Source organism: Delftia sp. SD018, assembly GCF_017355445.1.
Taxonomy (GTDB): domain Bacteria; phylum Pseudomonadota; class Gammaproteobacteria; order Burkholderiales; family Burkholderiaceae_C; genus Comamonas; species Comamonas acidovorans.
Map to the genome: position 1 here is coordinate 167,358 of NZ_JADDRN010000010.1, position 19,623 is coordinate 186,980.

At 63.8% G+C, this 19,623-nt stretch carries 22 protein-coding genes; 13 read left to right on the forward strand and 9 right to left on the reverse strand.

Translation table 11 applies throughout. The annotated features are described in order from the left end of the window. Window positions 1-26 precede the first annotated feature (26 nt). Together msuE and INR38_RS12685 are read right to left on the reverse strand one after the other, a co-directional pair. A complete protein-coding gene (gene msuE / locus INR38_RS12680) occupies window positions 27-608 on the reverse strand; it encodes an FMN reductase (protein WP_071954854.1) in 582 nt (193 codons plus the stop codon). A 283-nt stretch (window positions 609-891) separates the two neighbouring features. Then, entirely contained in the window at window positions 892-1,794 is a 903-nt protein-coding gene (locus INR38_RS12685) for a LysR family transcriptional regulator (protein ID WP_207444301.1), read from the reverse strand. Window positions 1,795-1,905: 111 nt separating this feature from the next. Between INR38_RS12685 and INR38_RS12690 the strand changes: the two genes are divergently transcribed. From INR38_RS12690 to INR38_RS12705, 4 genes are all read left to right on the forward strand, one after another. Further along, the gene (locus tag INR38_RS12690; protein WP_207444302.1) at window positions 1,906-2,880 is read left to right on the forward strand and encodes a tripartite tricarboxylate transporter substrate binding protein; all 975 of its coding nucleotides are present in this window, start codon (window positions 1,906-1,908) and stop codon (window positions 2,878-2,880) included. Window positions 2,881-2,934: 54 nt separating this feature from the next. Further along, window positions 2,935-3,792, forward strand: a complete 858-nt coding sequence (locus INR38_RS12695; RefSeq protein WP_207444303.1) for a substrate-binding domain-containing protein — start codon at window positions 2,935-2,937, stop codon at window positions 3,790-3,792. Window positions 3,793-3,911: 119 nt separating this feature from the next. Then, the gene (locus tag INR38_RS12700; protein WP_088165375.1) at window positions 3,912-5,015 is read left to right on the forward strand and encodes a porin; all 1,104 of its coding nucleotides are present in this window, start codon (window positions 3,912-3,914) and stop codon (window positions 5,013-5,015) included. A gap of 458 nt (window positions 5,016-5,473) precedes the next feature. Then, a complete protein-coding gene (locus INR38_RS12705) occupies window positions 5,474-5,812 on the forward strand; it encodes a hypothetical protein (protein WP_207444304.1) in 339 nt (112 codons plus the stop codon). 66 nt (window positions 5,813-5,878) lie between these two features. Here INR38_RS12705 and INR38_RS12710 read toward each other — a convergent pair whose 3' ends face one another. The 3 genes from INR38_RS12710 to INR38_RS12720 form a co-directional block, all read right to left on the reverse strand. Then, a complete protein-coding gene (locus INR38_RS12710) occupies window positions 5,879-6,172 on the reverse strand; it encodes a transposase (RefSeq protein ID WP_207444305.1) in 294 nt (97 codons plus the stop codon). A 95-nt stretch (window positions 6,173-6,267) separates the two neighbouring features. After that, window positions 6,268-6,507, reverse strand: coding sequence for a hypothetical protein (locus tag INR38_RS12715; RefSeq protein ID WP_207475966.1), 240 nt, complete (start codon window positions 6,505-6,507; stop codon window positions 6,268-6,270). 179 nt (window positions 6,508-6,686) lie between these two features. Next, entirely contained in the window at window positions 6,687-7,565 is an 879-nt protein-coding gene (locus tag INR38_RS12720; RefSeq protein WP_207444307.1) for a hypothetical protein, read from the reverse strand. Between the two features lie 90 nt (window positions 7,566-7,655). Between INR38_RS12720 and INR38_RS12725 the strand changes: the two genes are divergently transcribed. The 4 genes from INR38_RS12725 to INR38_RS12740 are packed head-to-tail and all read left to right on the forward strand — an operon-like array spanning window position 7,656 to window position 12,666. Further along, window positions 7,656-8,504 (forward strand): Dam family site-specific DNA-(adenine-N6)-methyltransferase, encoded by an 849-nt coding sequence (locus INR38_RS12725; RefSeq protein WP_207444308.1) that lies wholly within the window; start codon window positions 7,656-7,658, stop codon window positions 8,502-8,504. 33 nt (window positions 8,505-8,537) lie between these two features. Continuing rightward, the gene (locus INR38_RS12730; protein ID WP_207444309.1) at window positions 8,538-9,800 is read left to right on the forward strand and encodes a metallophosphoesterase; all 1,263 of its coding nucleotides are present in this window, start codon (window positions 8,538-8,540) and stop codon (window positions 9,798-9,800) included. After that, the gene (locus INR38_RS12735; RefSeq protein WP_207444310.1) at window positions 9,797-11,713 is read left to right on the forward strand and encodes a hypothetical protein; all 1,917 of its coding nucleotides are present in this window, start codon (window positions 9,797-9,799) and stop codon (window positions 11,711-11,713) included. The genes INR38_RS12730 and INR38_RS12735 overlap by 4 nt, the downstream gene beginning before the upstream one ends. Then, window positions 11,710-12,666, forward strand: a complete 957-nt coding sequence (locus INR38_RS12740; RefSeq protein ID WP_207444311.1) for a hypothetical protein — start codon at window positions 11,710-11,712, stop codon at window positions 12,664-12,666. The genes INR38_RS12735 and INR38_RS12740 overlap by 4 nt, the downstream gene beginning before the upstream one ends. Window positions 12,667-13,329: 663 nt before the next feature. On the opposite strand, the gene INR38_RS12745 is transcribed toward INR38_RS12740, so the two are convergent. Beyond that, window positions 13,330-13,980, reverse strand: a complete 651-nt coding sequence (locus INR38_RS12745) for a S24 family peptidase (RefSeq protein WP_242699048.1) — start codon at window positions 13,978-13,980, stop codon at window positions 13,330-13,332. 379 nt (window positions 13,981-14,359) lie between these two features. Between INR38_RS12745 and INR38_RS12750 the strand changes: the two genes are divergently transcribed. Further along, window positions 14,360-14,899 (forward strand): hypothetical protein, encoded by a 540-nt coding sequence (locus INR38_RS12750; RefSeq protein ID WP_242699049.1) that lies wholly within the window; start codon window positions 14,360-14,362, stop codon window positions 14,897-14,899. 119 nt (window positions 14,900-15,018) lie between these two features. Here INR38_RS12750 and INR38_RS12755 read toward each other — a convergent pair whose 3' ends face one another. After that, window positions 15,019-15,684, reverse strand: a complete 666-nt coding sequence (locus tag INR38_RS12755; RefSeq protein ID WP_096915758.1) for a LexA family transcriptional regulator — start codon at window positions 15,682-15,684, stop codon at window positions 15,019-15,021. Window positions 15,685-15,757: 73 nt separating this feature from the next. Here INR38_RS12755 and INR38_RS12760 point away from each other — a divergent pair, with 73 nt between their 5' ends. From INR38_RS12760 to INR38_RS12775, 4 genes are read left to right on the forward strand one after another with little or no spacing between them, the layout of a single operon-like run. Further along, complete coding sequence (locus tag INR38_RS12760; RefSeq protein WP_207444313.1) at window positions 15,758-15,991, forward strand: hypothetical protein; 234 nt, start codon at window positions 15,758-15,760, stop codon at window positions 15,989-15,991. Then, on the forward strand, window positions 15,984-16,682 hold the full coding sequence (locus INR38_RS12765) for a hypothetical protein (protein ID WP_207444314.1): 699 nt from the start codon (window positions 15,984-15,986) through the stop codon (window positions 16,680-16,682). Before INR38_RS12760 ends, INR38_RS12765 begins: the two co-directional genes overlap by 8 nt. A gap of 36 nt (window positions 16,683-16,718) precedes the next feature. Beyond that, the gene (locus tag INR38_RS12770; RefSeq protein WP_207444315.1) at window positions 16,719-17,462 is read left to right on the forward strand and encodes a hypothetical protein; all 744 of its coding nucleotides are present in this window, start codon (window positions 16,719-16,721) and stop codon (window positions 17,460-17,462) included. 28 nt (window positions 17,463-17,490) lie between these two features. Next, a complete protein-coding gene (locus INR38_RS12775) occupies window positions 17,491-18,171 on the forward strand; it encodes a hypothetical protein (protein WP_242699050.1) in 681 nt (226 codons plus the stop codon). 39 nt (window positions 18,172-18,210) lie between these two features. Here the strand turns inward: INR38_RS12775 and INR38_RS12780 are convergent, their stop codons facing one another. Together INR38_RS12780 and INR38_RS28875 are read right to left on the reverse strand one after the other, a co-directional pair. Then, a complete protein-coding gene (locus INR38_RS12780; protein WP_207444317.1) occupies window positions 18,211-19,389 on the reverse strand; it encodes a DUF4272 domain-containing protein in 1,179 nt (392 codons plus the stop codon). Between the two features lie 108 nt (window positions 19,390-19,497). Beyond that, window positions 19,498-19,623, reverse strand: a 126-nt coding sequence (locus INR38_RS28875; RefSeq protein ID WP_207444318.1) for a helix-turn-helix domain-containing protein, incomplete at its 5' end; no start/stop codon positions are given.

The following is a 19,623-nucleotide window of genomic DNA, read 5'->3' on the forward strand; positions in this document are numbered from 1 at the left end:
TTAGAAGTAAAAAAACGTGGGGTGATTCAGGCCGCAGCCATTTCCTCGGCCAGGCAGGGCCTGGCGCGGTGCATCAGTTCGACCAGCGGCAATGCCCGTTGCACCGCCAGTGCGGCCCGCTGTATCAGGGCCTCGTCGTGCAGGCGGTAGTCCACGAAATCCTTGTCGGTCGCGTAAACGCCCAGCGGCAGGGTGCGCGCCTGGAAGAAGCTGAACAGCGGCCGCAGCTGGTGGTCGATCACCAGGGCATGGCGCTCGCTGCCACCGGTGGCCGCCAGCAGCACGGGCTTGTCGATCAAGGCGTCCTGGTGGACGAAGTCGAAGAAGTGCTTGAACAGCCCGGTGTAGGCGCCACGAAAGACCGGTGTGGCCACCACCAGCACATCCGCCTGCTCCACCGCCGCAAGCTCACGCTCCACCATCTCGGGCAACTGCGAGCGCCACACCGCGCCGGCAAGCTGCGGCGCAAGCTGGCCCAGCTCCACCAGGCGCTGTTCGCACGGAACTTCGTCGGCGATCAGATCAGAAAGATGCTCTGCCAGGGCGGCAGATTTGGAGGGGCGTTGCAGTCCACCGGAAACGGCGACCAGACGGAGCGGACGTGACATGGCTGCTTTCACGCGAGACGGCCAAATTCAGCGCGGGAGCCGGCTCTGGCATCCATGCGATCCGAGGGTGTGGTGTTGACCATGACTGCTTCCCAAATGCAAACGAACAATGGGAGCGAATGGTATGGATGCGAATCGATGAAGTAAAATGGTTTTAATTCACAGATGCATGAGCTGCACTCATGCGAAAGTGTGATCCCATCCTTCTGAGCACTGCGCTATGCGGCAGCCATGCCAGGGCCTGCGCGCATCGGGGTTGCAACGCAGTGAATCCAAGGCCAGTTCAGCCGCCCGCGCCCTGCACCTGCACCAGACACTCCCGCAACGCCTGCGCCACAGGCCCCAGCACGCGGTCACGCCTTTGCAGCAGGCCCAGCGTGCGCCACACATCGGGCGCGGTCAGGGGTACGCCGCAGACCTGGGCGTGGTCCTGGCGCAGGGCCAGCTGGGGCACGGCGGCCAGGCCCAGGCCGGCTTCCACCAGGGCCAGGGCGCCTGTGACGTGGTTGCACTCGTGCCAGGCCACGGGCTGCTCTGGCAGGCCGGCCATCACCTGGTCCAGCAACAGGCGGTTGCCGCTCTTGTGGGAGACGGAGACCAGGCGCTTGCCCGCCAGCTCGGCCCATTCCACCTGGCTGCGCGCGGCCCAGGCGTGGCTGCGCGGCATGGCCAGCACATAGCGCTCGCGCGTGAGCGCCTCAAAGCGCAGCGACGGCTCCTGGCTGCCCGTGAAGCTCAGGCCAAAGTCCGCATCCCCGCGCAGCACGGCCTCCACCACCTGCTGCGCGCTCTCGTCGATGACATGCACCTGCACATCGGGCTGCTCCACGGCAAAGGTCTTCAGCACGGGCGGCAGCAGATTGGTGGCCACCGAAGGCACGCAGGCAACCGTCACGCGGCCACGGCGCAGCTTCAGCTGGTCATCCACGCGCTGCACGGCCTCGTCCAGGCCGGCCAGGGCCCTGCGCGCCTCCTGCAGGAATTCATGGCCCACCTCGGTCAGTTCCACACGCCGCGTGGTGCGCTCCAGCAGCCGCGCGCCCAGCACGGACTCCAGCCGCTCCACCCGCCGGCTCAAGGCAGGCGGCGACAGGAAAAGCGCTTCTGCGGCCAGGCGAAAACTGGCCTTCTCGGCCGTGGTCACGAAGGCGATCAGTTCCCCCATGTCGAATTTGATGCGCTGCACGCAACAGTCCTTCCAAAAGTTGCAATTCACAGAATAACACCCGCTGCATAGGATGGCGCCCTTGATAACGCTGCCCCCTGCGGGCAGGCAAGACCAACAAACGGAGACGACATGCACCAACGCAGACTGATCGCAGGCGGCGCCCTGGCCGCCCTTCTTTCCCTGGCCGTGGGCACTGCCCAGGCCCAGGACTTCCCCCCCAAGAAACCCGTGGTCATGGTGGTCGGCTTCGCCGCAGGCGGCTCGGCCGACATTGCCGCGCGCATCATCGCCAAGAAGCTGGGCGAGAACATCGGCCAGAGCGTGGTCGTGGAAAACAAGCCCGGCGCGGGCGGCAACCTGGCCCACACGCAGGTGGCCAATGGCCCGTCCGACGGCTCGGTGCTGCTCTTCGGCTCCATCGGCCCGCTGGCCATCGCGCCGCACTTCATGAAGATCGGCTACGACCCGCTCAAGGACCTGGCCCCCATCACCATGGGCGTGAACTTTCCCAACGTGCTCGTCGTGCCTGCCGCCACCGGCATCAAGACCCTGGGCGAATACGTGGCCAAGGCCAAGCGCGAACCCGGCAAGCTGGACTTCGCCTCCACCGGCCCCGGCTCCGCATCGCACCTGGCCGGTGAACTGCTCAACGATGTCGCCAAGATCGACACCCTGCACGTGCCCTACAAGGGCGGCGCCCCCGCCCTGCAGGACGTGCTGGGCAACCGCGTGACCTCCTTCTACGCGGCCCCGCCCACGGCCCTGCCGCACATCGAATCGGGCAAGCTCATCCCGCTGGCCACCACGGGCCTCACGCGCCCGGCCTACCTGCCCAACGTGCCCACCGTGGCCGAGAGCTTCCCCGGCTTCAACGCCACCAACTGGTACGCCTTCGTGGCATCCGCCAAGACGCCCAAGCCCTTGCTGGACCGCTGGAACACAGAGCTGGTCAAGGTGCTGAACACCCCCGAAGTGCGCGACAACCTGCTCAAGCACGGCCAGACCGCCGCCCCGGACACCCGCGAGGAACTGGGCCAGTTCATTGCCGCCGAGCACGCCAAGTGGGGCCGCATCATCCGCGAGCGAAAAATCACCGCCGATTGATCCCCTCTGCAGCCGTTAGCCGTTCCCCAACCATAAAAAACCAGGAGACAAACCATGACCGCCATCCGTTCCACCCCCCTGCCGCCCTCTGTGCAGTCCTCCGTGCCATCCACCCTGCGCCGCCGCACCCTGGGCGCGCTGCTGGGCGGCGCCCTCAGCCTGGGCCTGGCCCTGGGCGCTGCCACGCCCTCCACCGCCGCCGCAGATGAAATCCGCGTGGTCACCTCGGGCGGCTTCTCTGCCGCCTACGACCAGTTGATACCCCTGTACGAGCAGGCCACGGGCCACAAGGTCGTCACCTCGCGCGGTGCCTCCATGGGCAACGCGCAGGACTCCATTCCCAGCCGCCTGGCGCGGGGCGAGCAGTTCGATATCGTCATCCTCGCGGATGGAGCCTTGGACAATCTGGCCGCCCAAGGCAAGGTGGAAGCGGGCAGCCGCGTGGACCTGGCGCGCTCCATGATCGGCATGAGCGTGCGCAAGGGCACGCCCAAGCCCGACATCAGCACCGTGGACGCGCTCAAGCAGACCCTGCTGGATGCCAAGACCATTGCCTACTCGGCCAGCGCCAGCGGCACCTATCTGGCCAACGAGCTGTTCCCGCGCCTGGGCGTGGCCGAGCAGATGAAGGGCAAGGCCACCCGCATCCTCAGCGAGCGCGTGGGCGCCGTGGTGCTGCGTGGCGATGCGGACATCGGCTTCCAGCAGGTCAGCGAACTGCTGCCGTTCAAGGAACTGGAATTCGTCGGCCCCCTGCCCGATGAAGTGCAGCAGCGCGTCTTCTTCTCCGCTGGCGTGGCCACCGGCACCAAGAGCCCTGACACGGCGCGCCACCTGATCCGCTTCCTGGCAGCCCCCGCCGCAGCGCCCATCGTGCGCAGCACCGGCATGGAGCCGGCGGCCAAGCCCTGACGGCAGGCCCCCGAGCCCTCAAGGCTCTCTAGGCACTCAAGGCCCTCGACACACAGGGGGCCTTCACCCCTCCCCGGTTCGACCTCCATTCAGCGGCATTGCAACGGCAGTGCTGCGGCATGCCGCTGCCCAGCCCTATCACCCTCGCCACACCCATGAACACCAAAACCCTGGTGCTGATCACCCTCGCCGCCGCACCGCTGTCGGCCCTTGCGCAATCCAGCATCACGCTCTACGGCATTGCCGATACCGGCGTGCGCTACACCAGCGGCCTCACCGCCGCCAACGCGGCCAGCAACACCTCGGGCGCCGCGCTGTCCAGCGGCGTCAACACCACCAGCCGCTTCGGGTTTCGCGGGCGCGAAGACCTGGGCGGCGGCATGTACGCCCTGTTCAACCTGGAAACCGGCCTGAACCTGGACACCGGCACCACCGCCAACTCCAGCAAATTCTTCGACCGCGCAGCCATCGTGGGCCTGGGCGGCAGTTGGGGCCAGGTCACGGCCGGACGCCAGACCAACCTGCTGGCAGATGCCATCAGCCCCGTGGACCCCGTGGGCATGCGCTTCGCCGCCTTCAACCCCAACATCGCCACCGCCGCGCTCAGCAGCCACGGCCTGGGCGTGGAATACGGCAGCGCGGGCGCCACCACGGGCTCGTACCGGCTGGACAACTCGGTCAAGTACACCGGCCGCTTCGGTGGCCTCACCGCCCGCGCCATGTACAGCTTTGGCGAGACGGCGCAAGGCGGCTCCGCCCGCTCATCGGCCGGCGCTGGCCTGGCCTATGGCACGCAGACATGGACGGTCTCCGGCGCCTACCAGCGCTTCAAGACCGCAGACCAGTGGGAGCTGAAAGCCGCCACCCTGGGCGCCTCCTACAAATGGGACAACCTGCGCCTTGCGCTGAACACCGCGCGCAGCGACGGCCAGACCAACGCCACCACCAGCCGCACCGTGCAGCGCGTGCACTCGCTGGGCGCCACCTGGTCCGCCCGCAGCACGCTCGACCTGACCGCTGCCCTGTACCGCGTGGAACGCGAACGCAGCGGCCGCGCCGCAGACGGCTACACCCGCGCCCTGCTGTTTGCGGAATACAAGCTGTCACGCCGCAGCAAGCTGTATGCGGAGCTGGACCGCACGCATTGGAGCGGAGGGTTTCAGGGCGGGCAGAACAAGGATGTGGCTACGGGGGTGACTGCGGGGTTGATGCATAGTTTCTGAGGGGCGGGCGGCGACCCGCAGCACGGGCTTTGGAGGTGCTTGTGGAGGGTTGCTGCCACTCATCTCCGCCAACCTCAGACGCAGGCACCGGGCAGTGCCTGCGTCTTTCGCGCCGCCATCAATGACAAACTGCCAGGCTTGCCAAAGCGCAGAGCGTACAGAGCGAAAGGACGGCAGGTCCACCCTTGGTGACAGGCGGCTGCCTACGGCAAAGACTTCGGAAAAGGCGGCTTTGAAGTCCGCATGCTCGCTTGCCGAAAGATCAAAGGCAATGAACAAACGCTCCATGCACTTCATGTCCTCAACAGCTGCCGTTTTAGGGATGATCTCTGCGAAGCCACGCTTCAAACTGTTGAATAGGCTGATTGAAACATGGTCGGCAACAGCTTCCAGCGAAGGGCTGTTGACGGCCTGGGGCCGTCAATCCCGCCAGGACTGCTTTCGGATACTCTGTCGGTATGTCTCCGCTGAATATGGCCATCGAAAATCTCGACGAAGAAGCAGTCCAGGCGCTTATCGCATCTGGAGCGGACGTCAACCGGCCCGAGCCCGATTTGGGCGGCTGGCATCCGCTGCAGCATTCTGTTGATATCGAGTGCGAGGATTCATGCCGTCGCTACGATGCGGGAGACAGGGACGCAGCCCCACGTGCGTACATCACAGAACTATTGTTCCGCGCTGGAGCTAATCCGGACTTGGTCGACGGGCACGGTGGATGCGCACGCTCCTGGGCCGAGCAGCGGTCTCATCAAGATGCCCTGCGCGTATTCCTTGAGATCAAGCGTAATGCAGGCTGAGACTTGATGTCCAAGGCACGACCGATCGCGATGCTTACCTTGATGACTGCTTCAGGCTGAACAGAGTCATTCGCCGCCGCCCGCCTGAGCAGCCGCTTCGACCGTAACCGCGCATCCGGTGAGCACACAGGCGTTGTCGGGCACGATCATCTGCGGCACCCCGCCTATGAAGCGCAGTGCCCGGCCGATGGCGCTCAGCCAGGAGCGCATCGACTGGCCGGCCGTCACGCAGGCAAACGTGTAGTTCGACGCACCCATGGTCGCCACGAACACCTGTCCGCGCCCGCCATCGGCCAATGCCAGCGTCGGCCCGGCGTAGTCCACGAACAGATTCTCGCTGGCGCGGTGCTGCTGGCGCATCGAGCGCTTGTGAGTCCAGGCGTGGCGCGTGTAGTGCCCGCAGAGCTGCGTGAGCCCCTGGTGCGCTTGCCCTCGTACACCGCTCGGTACTCCTCCTACAGCGGTGCCAGCGTCACGCCCTTGCGGCGCAACTCGCCATGCAACCGGGCGAAGTCGGGCTGAGCCACTCTTCGCTGCTCGGCCGAGGCACCGAACAGTTGGCGCTCCGGGGCTGTCTCGCCCAGCGGTCCGACCGCATCCCAGCAGCTCAGGCCGGCCGCGACGGCTAGCGCTGTGTACTTCGCCACCACGCCCTTAGAGACCGACTGGCTCCGGGCAACCTCATCATGCGACATCAGCCTATGAGTAGTGCTGCCTGATGGCCGGAAGAAGCAAGTCGCCACGGGCATTGAGCGTGTGGACGCGACTCATCGGGGACTTGTTTCAAACCGTCTGCGAACTAGATCACTCATGAAGGCGGTGTGGACGGTGTCGTGAGACGGCATCGATCTTGATGACAGCGGCTCGGTGGACGTTAAACGATCATGCGGCCGGCGACGGTGAAGTCAACGCGCCCTCTTTGAGCGTACTGTGCCAATGCGTCGATGGAAGGCTCCAGCTCGGACGCCATCTGCCTGATGCGTAAACGCCGCAAAGACTGGGCTGAGTGGTGCTGCTCCTGGCCAGTGACCTGCGCGACAAACTGAGCGATCAGCGCCCACACGCTCCATGAGGAAATCGGCTCGTCGGAGCCCAAGCGGGCGATTGCCGGGCTCTTGCGTGTCAGCGAGACGTCGTTTTCCTGCCGGATATCCAGGTACCGCAGCCAGGTGTTGACCGCATCACCCTGCATCTCCTCGACGCTTTTCGAGCGCGGATGCCGGAGCCACAGCGCTCCGGTGTCGGCCAGCAGATCGCTGCATCGGAGTGCGGCGATATCGCTAGAACCAAGGCCGCCCCAGTAGGCCAGCAACACGGCCATATGGGCTCTCAGTAGACCTAGGCCCGCTTCCTTGTCGAGCGGGTTATGCAGTGCCGCGTAGAGGTCCGGATGCACTGGTTCCTCATCGGCGGAAAAGCCGATCAGCGACCCTCGAAGGCTCTGGACTTCCGAACTCGGGCCGGTGTGCATTCGCCGGGCTTTGGGTGCCCACGATAGCAATCCATCGTCCCGTGCCCAGCGGAGAAATGCCGCTGAGATCCTGATCGCCTGTTCCACGGATGCCGGGGCAAGCGGCTTCTCCTGACAGGTCACCACATGAGGCCGTGTGCCTCGAACTTCATCGACGTACTCGTCCCAGTGAGCTTCGTTGAACTCGCTCAGCATTAGTCCGCCATGCTTGACGGCAAAGAACTGTGCCAATCGGTCTACCTCGCCGCGATAGGCGCGCTCGGTTGATTTACTAAGCGGCACATCTCTCCTGCGAGTCCATCTGGCCGCAGCCTCTGCCAACGAAACAACATTCCTTTGCATTCACAAAGTTTATGTTCATAATCTTGGATCATGCAAGTGCGGCAAACATTGGATACCGACGGCGCCTCTGGCGCGGCGGAGCCGTTGCTGCGTTGGGCTGGTAGCAAGAAAAAGCTGTTGCCCTTGCTGCTTGCCGCGGTGCCTGAGGGTGCGGATCGCTACATCGAGCCATTCGCAGGCTCGGCAGTGCTGTTCCTGCGCCTGCGTGTAGAGGACGCCATCCTTGGGGACCTGAACCGATCCCTCATCGAGACGTACCGCATCGTTCAGCGCTATCCGCGTGCGGTGTGGGAGCGCGCGTCACAGTTTGGCAGCAACCCCGAGGACTACTACAAGCTTAGGGCGGTGCCGCGAGAGCGGTTGAATGCCTTCGACCGTGCAGCGCAGTTTGTGTATCTGAATAGGTATTGCTTCAACGGCGTCTATCGAACAAACCGCGCAGGTCAGTTCAACGTCGCCCGAGGCAAGGGCCATCTCTTCATGCCAAGCCTTGAGGCTTTTCAGGCGTTCGCCAAGCTGTTAAAGGCCGCTGAACTGCGCTGCAGCGACTTTGAAGAGATCCTCGAGGAGGCCGGCACCGGTGACTTTGTCTACCTAGATCCGCCTTACGCCTTGGGCGACAAGCGGGACCGTGGCGAGTACGGTTGTGACGCGTTCAGAGAGAAGGACGAGAGGCGGCTGATTGCCTCGCTCCGGGCGGCAGACCGTCGCGGCGCGAAAGTGCTCCTCTCATACTCGCCTGCAGACACCGTCTTGGAAGGTCTCAAGAAATGGCGCCGTCACGACCTCACCGTGGCGCGCAACGTGGCCGGCTTTACGTCGGCGCGCCGTCACGCTGCCGAAGTGCTTCTTTCCAACTACGATTGGCAGCGCGATTAACATTGCGCAAAATCAATTTCAAAGGGAGCGCTTGTGGAGGAGGCCGATGGGTATGATGGACAAGTCGTGGAGGCGGTGTTCGCCGTTCTGGGCGATCCACACTTTGCCCATGCGGCAGGTGCGCGAACGCACCTGAAAATCAAGCCTACGGGCGAATTGGCAAGCGAAAGTCCAAAGCAGAATCCTTGGGCTGGGCTGAACGACCTCGTTGCCACGCAGTCGTTGACAGCCGACGCGGTTCTTTGCCCGGGCGATATCGCATTCCAAAATGACGGTGTGACGCTTACGGCGGGGTGGAAGCACCTAGTTGACCTAGGCAAACGGTTGCAAAGCAAGCACGTACTGTGCGCGACTGGCAATCACGATGTCACCTCTCGCAGCCTGGAAGCCAAGGTTCACGAGAACGTCGTCGCGAACCTGAAGGCCGGCCTGGGGCCCTTCGAACCGCTGAAGGTCCTCAAGCCCCCGTATCCGTCGGTGACGCGGGACGACGACGATGGGGCGAAGGGGCGAGATCACCGGGTACGGTACTTCGGAGCCGGGCTTGTGCTGGTTGAGGCCGAGAAATATCAGGTGTTGATCGTCAACAGCTGCAGCGAGCACGGTCACGATAAGTTCGAGCACGAGCGAGGCACGTTCCCGAAGTCAGCGGTGTCGGAGCTGGAGCTGGCGTTGCAGCAATGTGATCACCGCAAAATCAGCATCGCGATCATGCATCATCCGCCTGAGCCGCACACGCAGGACGGCGAAGGCGCTCACGACTTCATCGACAACGGCCAGGAGCTTTTGCGTCTGCTGTCTGAAGAAGGCAATTGGCTGGTGATCCACGGCCACAAGCACGAAGCTCGGCTGGGACTCTCGTCGGGCAATGGCGAACAACCGTTCGTGTTCGGTGCGGCGAGCCTCGCGTTCTACATCAGCGAACTGGCGGGGACCTTCCAGAACCAGTTCTACCTACTCAAAGTCAGGTTGGATTCTCGCGGCATCACTGGGCGGTTTCGCACCTGGGACTGGGCGCAGGGGAAGGGCTGGCAGCCCGCGGTATCCGATGGCAACAGCATCTACGACGGGGCATCATTTGGTGCTCGAGATCCAGGAAGAGTCATTGCCGCGATCGCGAAGCTCGAGGATCTTCCGATGGACTGGTCTGACGTCATCAAGCATGTTCCCGAGGCTGACCTGCTGACGCCGGAGTCGCGCAACCACGTCAAGAGACAGCTCGATCGTCGGCATAGACTGAATATCCATGCAGACAGGGACGGCCACTGGCTGACGCTAGAGAGGAAAACCTCATGAGTCAGGGCTTCCTGGAGCCATTCAACGCCAAGGCGATGAGCTTTGCGGATGTGGCTCGCACGTTCGTGCCATCTACGAAGTTTGCGCTCCTGGCGGGACCGTGGAACTCGGTGCTGGTCGGACCTCGGGGCGGCGGCAAGACGACGCTTCTGAAGATGCTGAGCGCAGAGGGACAGGCGGCCTGGAGTGGTCCGCAGGCGGACGAGGTCAAGTCCACGCTCGGCTATACCGGGGTCTACGTTCCCTCCGACATAGCGTGGGGCACGATGCTCGAGTCGCTGCAGCGCTCGGGCCAAAACGAACGGGTTGGCATCCTGTTCTCGCAAGCCGCGTTCGTGACACACGTACTGCTGGCGGTTGCCAGCGGAATCGAGCGGCATGTTCTTTTGAATCCCGTTCGGCGCGGCAACGATGTCGTTGATGGCGAACTACGTCCGACGCAGACCGAACTGGAGGCCGCGATCAAGTCAATCGCGGCATTGTGGCGCCTCAAGCCGATTTCGCTCTCCCCAGCCAGCCTGGTAGAAGCACTTCGCCTTCGTCTGCTGGACATCAAGAGCCAGGCGCATCTGTGCGCATCGCTTGGGCCAGAGGTGGTCGGAGAGGCAGTTGTTCGCAGCTGTGACTATCTTGGCCTCGACATGTTGGAAGCGACGTCCCAGGGGCTGCAGACGTTTGACGCCATGTATGGCCGGTCGGACCATCGTTGGTGCTTGCTCCTTGACGAGTTCGAGGTGGCGCCGATGCATTTGCAGCAGACGGTGTTGGCGTCTATGCGAGCGAGCGGTGGTCAGAAGCTCCTGCTAAAGGTCGCGTTGGCACCGTGCGGGCCTGATGTGCTCTACCAGCGAGACGTTGCCGCTCCAAGCCAGCTCAACGACGTCCGACAGGTCGAGCTTTGGTACGCGGACAAGGCAGAGGCCAGCGAGTTCTGCAAAAACGTGTTCCTTTCAAGAAGTCAGTCTTATGTAGGGCTGAGCGGTGAAACCCCTAACAACGTGTTCGGCACGTCCGCCTACTCGGTGGTCGACGAGGGTGAAGAGGCGGAGCAGTTGGGATTGTTCGCACGGGCTACGCGTGCAGCGACCAAGCAGATCACAGATCACTTTGTCTCCCTCTCGGAGAAGGACGCTTCCTTCGTCAGGTTCCTCGAGCGCAAGGAAATCGACCTCACGCAGGAACTGGGGATGCAGCCGAGCGACTTCAACGGCAACACTCTGCGCAAGGTCGCACCGCTGGTTGCGTTCCGGAACGCCTACCGAGGCAGGTCAGAAGGACGCAAGCGCGGCGTGAAGCCGTTCAACGCCACCTACGCAGGCTGGGAGTCTCTCTCGGCGATCAGCGAGGGCAATCCACGTTGGCTGATCGGTCTGATCACACGCATCCTGTCCCATGCAGACCCGAAGCAGCTCCCTGTGCCAGTGCCTCGGCAGACGGAAGGGGTGCTCTGGAACTGCCAGCGGTACTCTGAGATGTTGCAGTCCCTGGCCAGTGAGCAGTTCCACTCAATCAAGACTTCTGCATCGGTTTTCCAGGTGCTGGAGAAGATAGGCGACTACTTTCATGACCGCCTGGTCACCGCCGACTTTGTCGAGGATCCTCCGTTGTCCTTCATCGTCGACAACGACGTCGACGATGACGTCGAGAACGCCTTGCGGATTGCGATGAACCACGGCGCAATCGTCTGCTTTGAATCGCCCGCGACGGTCGGTGGATACCGGTCGCTTCGGGGCAAGCGCTTCAGGTTGACTTATCTCCTGGCGCCGATCTTCAAGTTGCCGATGCGCAAGTCGAAGCCAGTGTCCTTGTCAGCGATCCTCAATCCACCTCCTGTGGAGCGGAAGAGCGAAGCGAAAGTTGATCAACCGCCACCGGAGCAATCCGGGGCTTGGAAGCAGGACGGGCTATTTTGAAGCTGGCCATCCGAAACCTCACGCAAGTGAACATCGAAGGCAAGGCGACTTCTGCAGTGCTCAGCAGCGAGCCTGCATTGATCATTGTCGGAGACGGCGAAGGTCGGCGGAGACGGAATCTGCTGATGCTGCTGACGGCCGAGGGCGATCTGAACGCGCGGATGATTGCGGTCGGGTATGGAGCCGAAGGTGAAGCCCGATTCTCGAAGCGCCTCGAGGTTGAACGTCTGAAATGTCGCGACACATGCGATGTCATCCGCGCCCTGTCGCGCAACGGCAGCGGCACCGCGTCGATTTTTGTCGACGTGTCTTGTCTGTCGCGCCAGCAGATGGGCGCCATCTTTTCGGAGATTAAGCGCCTTGCGCGCAGCGGGCCGGTGGACCTTCAGATCGGCTATAGCTTGGCGCGCTATGTGAAGCCAACTGCTCAATGGTCCTCCGCCATCCGCCGCATCGCACCGGTGAACGACGAGTTCGCGGGCTGGACCGCAGCGCCGGACAACCCAATCGAGCTGATCGTGGCGCTGGGGTACGAGAAGGGCAAAGCGATCGGTGCGGCGGAGTATTTGGAGCCGGGAGACACTTGGCTTTTCGTACCGACCTCTCCTGAAGAGAAGTATCTGGAGGAGGTGCAGGAGCAGAACAAGGACCTGCTGCAGGAACTGAATGACAAGCAGATGGAATATGGGGTGATGGAGCCCGTCGATGCCTACCACTCGCTCCTGTCTCTCGTGCGTGGGACCCGACGCACGGCGCGCCCCATCCTGCTTCCATTCGGGCCGAAAGTGTTCTTTGCACTGTCTCTACTAGTAGCCATGATCATCGAGGAGGCCGCAGTCTGGTTCGTCGACGGCGAGAACACGTCCAGCACGGACCAAGGCCAGCCCTCGCCCCACGCCGTCATACTGAGCTGTCGGATCGAACCAGTGGTCGAGACGTCAGACGCTGTCTGATGGGTGCAATTGACGCTTGGCTGAGCAGAGTGAGCAGGCGAGAGTGAAGATCGCGTGAAGCGCTAACGCCAAGAAGTGGGCCAAGTGGCCTGCCGGCAGCCAGTCTTGCGGCCCCGCCGACAGCAGCAGCATCTGGTCGTGCTCGTAGGGTCGGTGGCTTCCAGCCATGCCATGCCATGCCATGCCATGCCCCATCAACGCATCTGCACTGCCGTGCGGCATCAGGAGCTACCCGGTTCTGCCGCGCAGACTCCTAACTCTAAATCTAGAGTAAATCCTGATTTCTGATTTGGCGTCGCCGCCGACTTTGTCCACGGTTACATGCCGTCCGTTAAACAGCCGGCCGGCTTCACCCCAAGTAACTGTCAGCGTGGTTATTGCCGGTCGCTACTCCGACTGACTGCTCGTTGGCAGTGAGCGTGAATGCGCCTGCCGGCCTCGACAGACCGCTCACGCTGCAAAGCCAACACCCCCAGGCCCACAGATGAGCGCCACCAAATGGTCGATATCGGCCCAGAAGCTAGACGCCCGGCCAAGCCAGCGGCTCAGTTCCGAGGGAGATCCCAATTGCTTGGCTCTGCGACTGCCTCATCCCAAGCGTATGCACAAAGCATTCAAGTTCCCACGACGGATGAAAGAGTCAGCCACAAAGCAACGCCAGACTCAGAGCTTGGCCCCGACCCATATGCCTCGCCCTTGCACCAGACTCTCTGCCTTCCCGGCAATGACGATATCCGGGTGCTCGCTTTTATCAGCGTTGTCGGCCACGGCATGCCAAACGTCACCCACCCGCTGAAAGCGCCGCACAAGCATCTGCCCTTCCCACGCGAATGCATAGACGCTGCCACGGCGCGGCGTTCGATCCGCACGATTGAGCAAGAGCACGGCCCCGTCCCGAATCGTGGGCTCCATGCTGGTTCCGGTGACATGGACGATGCCCGCGTTCACCGGGCTGACGCCGATAGCACGCAGAAAATCGCGTCGGAACTGGAGAGCCCCGAGTTCCTCGACAAGATTGGTTTTTCGAGAGCGTTCGGGCGCGGCTTCAACATCCAGGCGGACGAGTTGGATGAAGTCCTCACCTTCCGCGACACGGCCTCGCAACAAGGTATCGACGTCCACGCTGAAGTAATCAGCAAACTTCTGCAGTGACTCCATTCGCACGCCGGTTTCCCCGCCAACGATGCGCTGCAAAGTGCCCTGCCCGATGTCGAATCCAGCATTCTTCATGTCACTACGCAGGCGCCCGATCGCCTTGCCCTTGATCATCAGGGCAGCGTTTTCGGCCAATGTTGCGTTCACGAAGCTGCGCATGGGCAGCATTCTTTGGTCTTGCTATACCGATTTCGGTACGATAGAGTTAGTGCAAATTCACTTGAATTCGCCAGTTTTGAAGAGCCAGCCTATGGCTCAACTTAAAACTTCTCATACCGCTTTCGGTGAAGCTGTCCAAACTCTGGATCAACTTGGCCGCACAAGCTTCAACTAGACGCAGACGCCTACATCCATGCACATCACCCACCACTTCACCCCTGGCCTGCGCTTCGCTGCGCAATGGAAGTACGCCGCCCGCGCGCCATCGGGCCGGGCCTGTTGGTCGCGGCTGCCGCTGGGGCAGCCTGATGCGGGCAGGGCTGATCCGCATGGCGCCTGGTGGTGTGTGCGGCGCTGCGCTGCCGTGCTGCGGCGGGAGATGTGGCAGTCGGTGGATCTGCCTTCAGACATACCCTTGCGGCCGGGGCCGGAAGATGTGGCGCTGGCCCTGAACGCGCTGATGCCGCGCTGGCAGGTACAACTGAGCGCAGGGGCCGGGCACATGTCCATGCAGTCCTGCACCCAGGCAGTGATGGCCGGGGGCGGAGCGGTGCTGCAACTGCAGTCAGAGGCGCTGCACCAGCGGCCGCAGAGCACGTTCTGGGCCTGGGTGATTGGCGTGGAGATGCATCAGAGAATGCTGCCCGCGCCGGTGAAGCCATGGCCCGCAAGCCGCGCGCCCCGCCCTGCCGCGCTGCTGACCATTCCCTTTGGCTGGAGCATGCCCTGGGCCTGCGGCTATGCGGCGCGGGTGCAGATGAACCGCGACGGGCACTGCGACGTGGATGGCATTGACGGGCAGTGGCGCGAGTGCCGCTGCCTGGCCGCAGTGACGCTGTCGCCCGCGCGAGATGGCCAATGCGGTCAAGTCGACCAATTCGGCCATGCCGGCCTCCTGCAGGGGCACCCACTGTGTTGATGCCTGCCCGAGCCGGAAGATTTGCCCAAGCCGCTTGTCCCTTGCCGCCATCCATGAATCACGGGCGCGGCAGCCGGCAGCACCAAGGCCGCCGCAGCGGTGCCAAGGCCTCGGCCCTGCTACCGGGCCTGGAACCGCCGGCGATGCTCCACCACGGTGCCGCGCAACTGCAGCGCCTGCTCGTCGCTGGATAGTGTGGGATGGTCTTCGTTGAGCGGCACCAGCTCGAAGATTTCCGCACCGGCCTTGTCCAGGCCGCGCACCCGGTACTTGCGCAAGATGGCCTGTTGCCGGGAGTCGGTGGCCAGCACGCAGTCCCCGGGCCGCGGCGGCAGGGCGGGATCGATGAGCACGCGGTCCCCTTCCCGGATTTCCGGGGCCATGGCGTTGTCTTCCAGTCGCACGAAGAACGCACGGGGCGATGCGTTGTCGCTGGCGACTTCGATGCCCAGGAACTGCTCATCGTCGGCATCGTCCATGGCGTCTTGTGCGCTGCGGCAGCTTGTCTGCTGCAGGCCAAGCAGGGGATAGCGACGCGTGCCCTGGGGCAGTTGGCGCTGCAGCGCTGCGGCATCGGCCGACATGGGGCCCTTGCCGCATTCCAGCCACAGGGCCGAGACACCGCACAGGGACGCGAGCGTGGCTGTTTTGGAGGTGCCGTTTCCGCTTCTCTCAAGGTCGGCAATGGTCGATTGCCCCATGCCCGCCTGGCGGCCCAGCTGCGCTTGGGTGAGGCCCGCAAGACTGCGAGCACTTTTGAGGCGTTGGCCGAAATCGGTTGACATGCTCCGTAGCTTACGGAAAACCGATATGTCAAATTCGATTGTAAAAAAATCGACTTTTCGATAGCATGAAACTATGGAATGGAAAGACTACCTCGCCAGACTTGCTGCGAAGGGTGTCAGTCAAAGCCAGATCGCCCGCGAAGTGGGCTGCGGTCAAGCAACGATTTCTGACCTCGCATTGGGCAAGACCAAAGAGCCGCGCACATCCCTGGGTATGGCGCTCATGCGCATCGGGGACCGCTACGGCATCAAGACTCCGTACGGTGCCCAGCCTTCGGCACACGATGATGAGAGGTCCTGTGGCTGAGACCACGCACCTCACCCACCGCTTCACCCGAGGGCTTCGCTTTGACGGACTGTGGACCTACTCGGCGCTCACGCCTTCAGGCCGAGCCTATTGGGCACGGCTGCCGGCAACCCGGGCAGGCGGCATGGCTGCAGCAGATCCACAGCGGGCTTGGTGGTGCGTGCGCCAGTGCGTTGCAGTGCTCAATCGCAGGCCCTGGCGTTCCGCGCATCTGCCCTCGGGCCTGCCGGCGCAGCCGGAATGTGGCGATGTGGCGCTGGCCCTGGGCGCAATGCTTGCGGGCTGGAACGTGAAGGTGCTCGATGAACCCTCGACACAGGCGCCGCTGCTGCGCAGCACCGATGCGCTGCTTGCCGGTGGCTGCTCTTTGCTGCAACTGCAGACCGAGGATTCGAGCGATGGCGTGCAAGCCGTTTTCTGGGCCTGGGTGATCGGCGTGGAAATGCACGAGAGATTCCAGCGTGCCAAGCGCATTTCAGCCTTTGACATGCCCGGGCGCCCTGGCGCGCTGCTGATCTGGCCCTTCGGCTCGCCCCTGGCATGGAACCACGCCTTGAGGGTGACGGTGGATGGCGAGGGGCTGTGTGATGTGGATGGCCTGGATGCGCGCGCAAGCCGATACCGCTGCACGGCGGCCATCACGCTGGAGCCACTGAGCAACGACATTGCCGTCAACAGCAGCTTCTCCTGACCGGCTTTTCCTGACCGGCTTTCCTGACCCGAAGAAATGCAGAACTCCAATCTCACGCCAGAGCAGTACGAGCGGGAAATTCCGCTGGAGCCAAGTAGTCCCGGTCAACGCCTCATCAGCGGCCTGCTCTTTGATGGTCACTGGCAATACAGAAGGCGTGCGGAAGCCGGCAAGACCAGCTGGACACAGCTGCCGATGGCCTCCGACCTTGCTGGCCCGGCCGACCCTTATGGCACCTGGTGGTGCGTTCGCCGGTGCGCCGTGGTTCTGGAGCAGCAGCACTGGTTGTTCCTGCGGCTGCCCGTTCACCTGCCCCCGCTTCCCGACGTGGAGGAGCTGGCGCAGATCCTTGATGTGCTGCTGCCCGATTGGGACGTGCAGGCACCTGCTGAATGCGCCCGGACGCCCTTGCTGTGCGCCCAGGCAGTCGAGCAGGGAGGCAGTGCCTTGCTGATGCTGGAGTCACCGGAATGCGAAGGGCCCAAGCCGGGCATTTTCTGGGCCTGGGTGGTGGGGTACGAGCCGGAGCTGCCGTTGTCGTGCACCGACGATTGCGTTGCGTCCGACACGTTGCCGTCACTAGGTACGCAGGCCATGGCGCCTCCCAAGGCTTTGCTTGCCCTGCCCTTTGGCTCGACCCTGCCCTGGTCCAGTGGGTACGCCACCCGGATCCAGGTGCAAGCCGACGGGACCTGCCTCCTGCATGATGCGGGCGGCCCCTGGCACCCATGCCAGTGGCTTGGCACGGTCACGCTTGCAGCCAGGCCCGCACCGGCCTGACGGTGGTGGATCTGCAGCCGCAATGCACATGCCCAGGTCTCCCATTCGTACCTTCATGCCCGGCCTGCGCTTCGATACGCAATGGCGCTACCAGGTGGGTACACAGACGCGCAAGACGCGCTGGGCCACACTGCCCACGGTTCCCGATGCCCAGTGCCTGCCCGATCCGCTGGGCGCCTGGTGGTGTGCACGGCGATGCGCTGCCGTGCTGCGGCAACGGGCATGGCTGCAGGTGCAATTGCCGCTGCAGTTGACGCCACAGCCCGGCCCGCAAGAGCTGGCGCAGGTTCTGGCTTTGCTGCTGCCCGGCTGGAAAGCGCAGCTTGAGAATTTCCCCGCCCTCGCTCCGCTGCGTTGTGCCCAAGCCATGCAGCGGGGCGGCAGCGCCATGCTGCTGCTGGAAATGCCAGGTCACAGGTTTCGCCACCCGGCGCTCTTCTGGACCTGGGTGATCGGCATGGAGCGATCACCGCTGCGCCTGCGCTCTGCAAACAATCTCACGCGCCTCGAACCCTATCCATCAGCGCAGCCGCTGCCCGAAGCCTTGCTGGCCATGCCCGCCCGCCGCTCAAGGCCCGGCGCCAACCGCCACGTCACCCGCATCCAGATGGACGCCGCCGGGCGCTGCATCTCGGATGACGCCGCCTGGCCATTGGATGGCTGCAGGTGGCTGGCGTGCATCACGCTGGAGCAGTTGGGCGGGGGTTGAGCTGTGGCCGCGGCAGCCAGGCGCCCTGCGCAACACGCCTCAGGTGGGCGTGTCCACGTCATCCCAGTCATTGCCTTCGAAGCGCACCAGCCAGTTCAGCGCATGGTGGCGTTCCATGAGCACGTCGGCGTTCAGCCCGGCTGGCGCGGACTGCTGTTGCACCTGGGCCTGGCGCACGATCCAGTGCAGGCGGTAGTGCTGGTCCAGTGCGTCGAGGATTTCGCTGTCGGGCCGCATGCGTGCGGCATGCAGGGCGCCCTTTAGGTCGCCCGCCTGCAGCAGGGTGCGCGAGGTGAGCGGCACGTCGCAGATGGCATCGGGGAACGGCAGCGTATCGACCAGGCCCAGCGCCCATTCCAGTAAATACGCGGCTTCGTAGCGCCAGCCGAACTTGGCGATGGCCTCTTCAGAGGGCTGGGCAGTGGCCATGAATTCGCGCTCGTTGGGGGTGAGCGCAGCCTGGGCGGCCGGCAGGCGCTGGAACAGCTGTTCGGGGGTGAGCGGTTCGCCACTGTTCAGTGCTTCGTTCAGTGCGTCGTTCAGCGATTCGGCGCGCACGGCCACGGCCAGCAGGGCGAAGGCGCGTGCGGCGATCTCGTCGGGCGCGCGCATGCGCAGTTCGGGCTCGGAGATCAGCGGCGGCAGGCTGGCCGCTGGCGTGAAGCCGCGCTGCGCCAGCGTCTGCTCGCTGCGCTGCTTGCGCTGCCAGGCCTGCTGCGGATAGGGCAGCGCGGCCTGTTCATCGGGCTCGGCGCCGTTGGCGGCCAGCAGGATGCGGCCCTGCGGGTCGCGAATGCTGCCGTCCGCCAGAAATGCGATGGCGTTGGCGCGCTGCGCCCAGCCGGCAAAGGCATCGAGCTGGGCCGGCGCAATGCCCAGGCTCAGGTGCTGCTGCACGCGCTGGATGTGGCGCATGGCGTGGTAGCGGTTGCGCGTCATCTGCCCATCGCCGCGCCCCAGCACATAGCCGACAAAGCCGGAAAGATGGGGTGCCAGCTCAGGGTCCGAAAGATCGCGGCGCCCGGCCAGCGTGTGCGGAAAGTCAAGCGCGGGAAGGTCCCAGACGGTGCAGTAGGCGTTGATGAGTACTTCTTCTTCTGCGGCATCCGACTGGGGTTCGTGCGGCTGGTGCTGGGTTTTCGGGTGTTCCTCTTGGCGAGCGGGCTCGGGGGCGGGCTTGCTGAATGCGGTCTTGAGGCGGGTGAGGAGATTTTTCATGTTCACGGGCTTGGTTCCGGGCTTGGTTCCGGGGTTGGTTCCGGGATCGGGAGCGGCAGGAAGCGCCCTGCCTCTTGGCGACGGTACGGCCTGCAGGCGGCGGGTGACTCAGCCCTGCTGCTCCAGCACCGCCATGCGGTCATACAGCGTGGCCCGCGAGATGCCCAGCTGGCGCGCCGTGGCCAGTTTGTTGCCGCTGTTGGCGGCCAGGGTGGCGGTGATGGCCTTGCGTTC

Coding starts and splice junctions, on each gene's coding strand:
- INR38_RS12690 (WP_207444302.1), top strand. CDS start 1,906: ATGCACCAACGCAGACTGATCGCAGGCGGCGCCCTGGCCGCCCTTCTT.
- INR38_RS12735 (WP_207444310.1), top strand. CDS start 9,797: ATGAGTCAGGGCTTCCTGGAGCCATTCAACGCCAAGGCGATGAGCTTT.
- INR38_RS12780 (WP_207444317.1), bottom strand. CDS start 19,389: ATGAAAAATCTCCTCACCCGCCTCAAGACCGCATTCAGCAAGCCCGCC.
- msuE (WP_071954854.1), bottom strand. CDS start 608: ATGTCACGTCCGCTCCGTCTGGTCGCCGTTTCCGGTGGACTGCAACGC.
- INR38_RS12700 (WP_088165375.1), top strand. CDS start 3,912: ATGCCGCTGCCCAGCCCTATCACCCTCGCCACACCCATGAACACCAAA.
- INR38_RS12760 (WP_207444313.1), top strand. CDS start 15,758: ATGGAATGGAAAGACTACCTCGCCAGACTTGCTGCGAAGGGTGTCAGT.
- INR38_RS12715 (WP_207475966.1), bottom strand. CDS start 6,507: ATGTCGCATGATGAGGTTGCCCGGAGCCAGTCGGTCTCTAAGGGCGTG.
- INR38_RS12745 (WP_242699048.1), bottom strand. CDS start 13,980: ATGCGCAGCTTCGTGAACGCAACATTGGCCGAAAACGCTGCCCTGATG.
- INR38_RS12770 (WP_207444315.1), top strand. CDS start 16,719: ATGCAGAACTCCAATCTCACGCCAGAGCAGTACGAGCGGGAAATTCCG.
- INR38_RS12705 (WP_207444304.1), top strand. CDS start 5,474: ATGTCTCCGCTGAATATGGCCATCGAAAATCTCGACGAAGAAGCAGTC.
- INR38_RS12775 (WP_242699050.1), top strand. CDS start 17,491: ATGCCCAGGTCTCCCATTCGTACCTTCATGCCCGGCCTGCGCTTCGAT.
- INR38_RS12750 (WP_242699049.1), top strand. CDS start 14,360: ATGTGGCAGTCGGTGGATCTGCCTTCAGACATACCCTTGCGGCCGGGG.
- INR38_RS12695 (WP_207444303.1), top strand. CDS start 2,935: ATGACCGCCATCCGTTCCACCCCCCTGCCGCCCTCTGTGCAGTCCTCC.
- INR38_RS12725 (WP_207444308.1), top strand. CDS start 7,656: ATGCAAGTGCGGCAAACATTGGATACCGACGGCGCCTCTGGCGCGGCG.
- INR38_RS12710 (WP_207444305.1), bottom strand. CDS start 6,172: ATGCGCCAGCAGCACCGCGCCAGCGAGAATCTGTTCGTGGACTACGCC.
- INR38_RS12755 (WP_096915758.1), bottom strand. CDS start 15,684: ATGTCAACCGATTTCGGCCAACGCCTCAAAAGTGCTCGCAGTCTTGCG.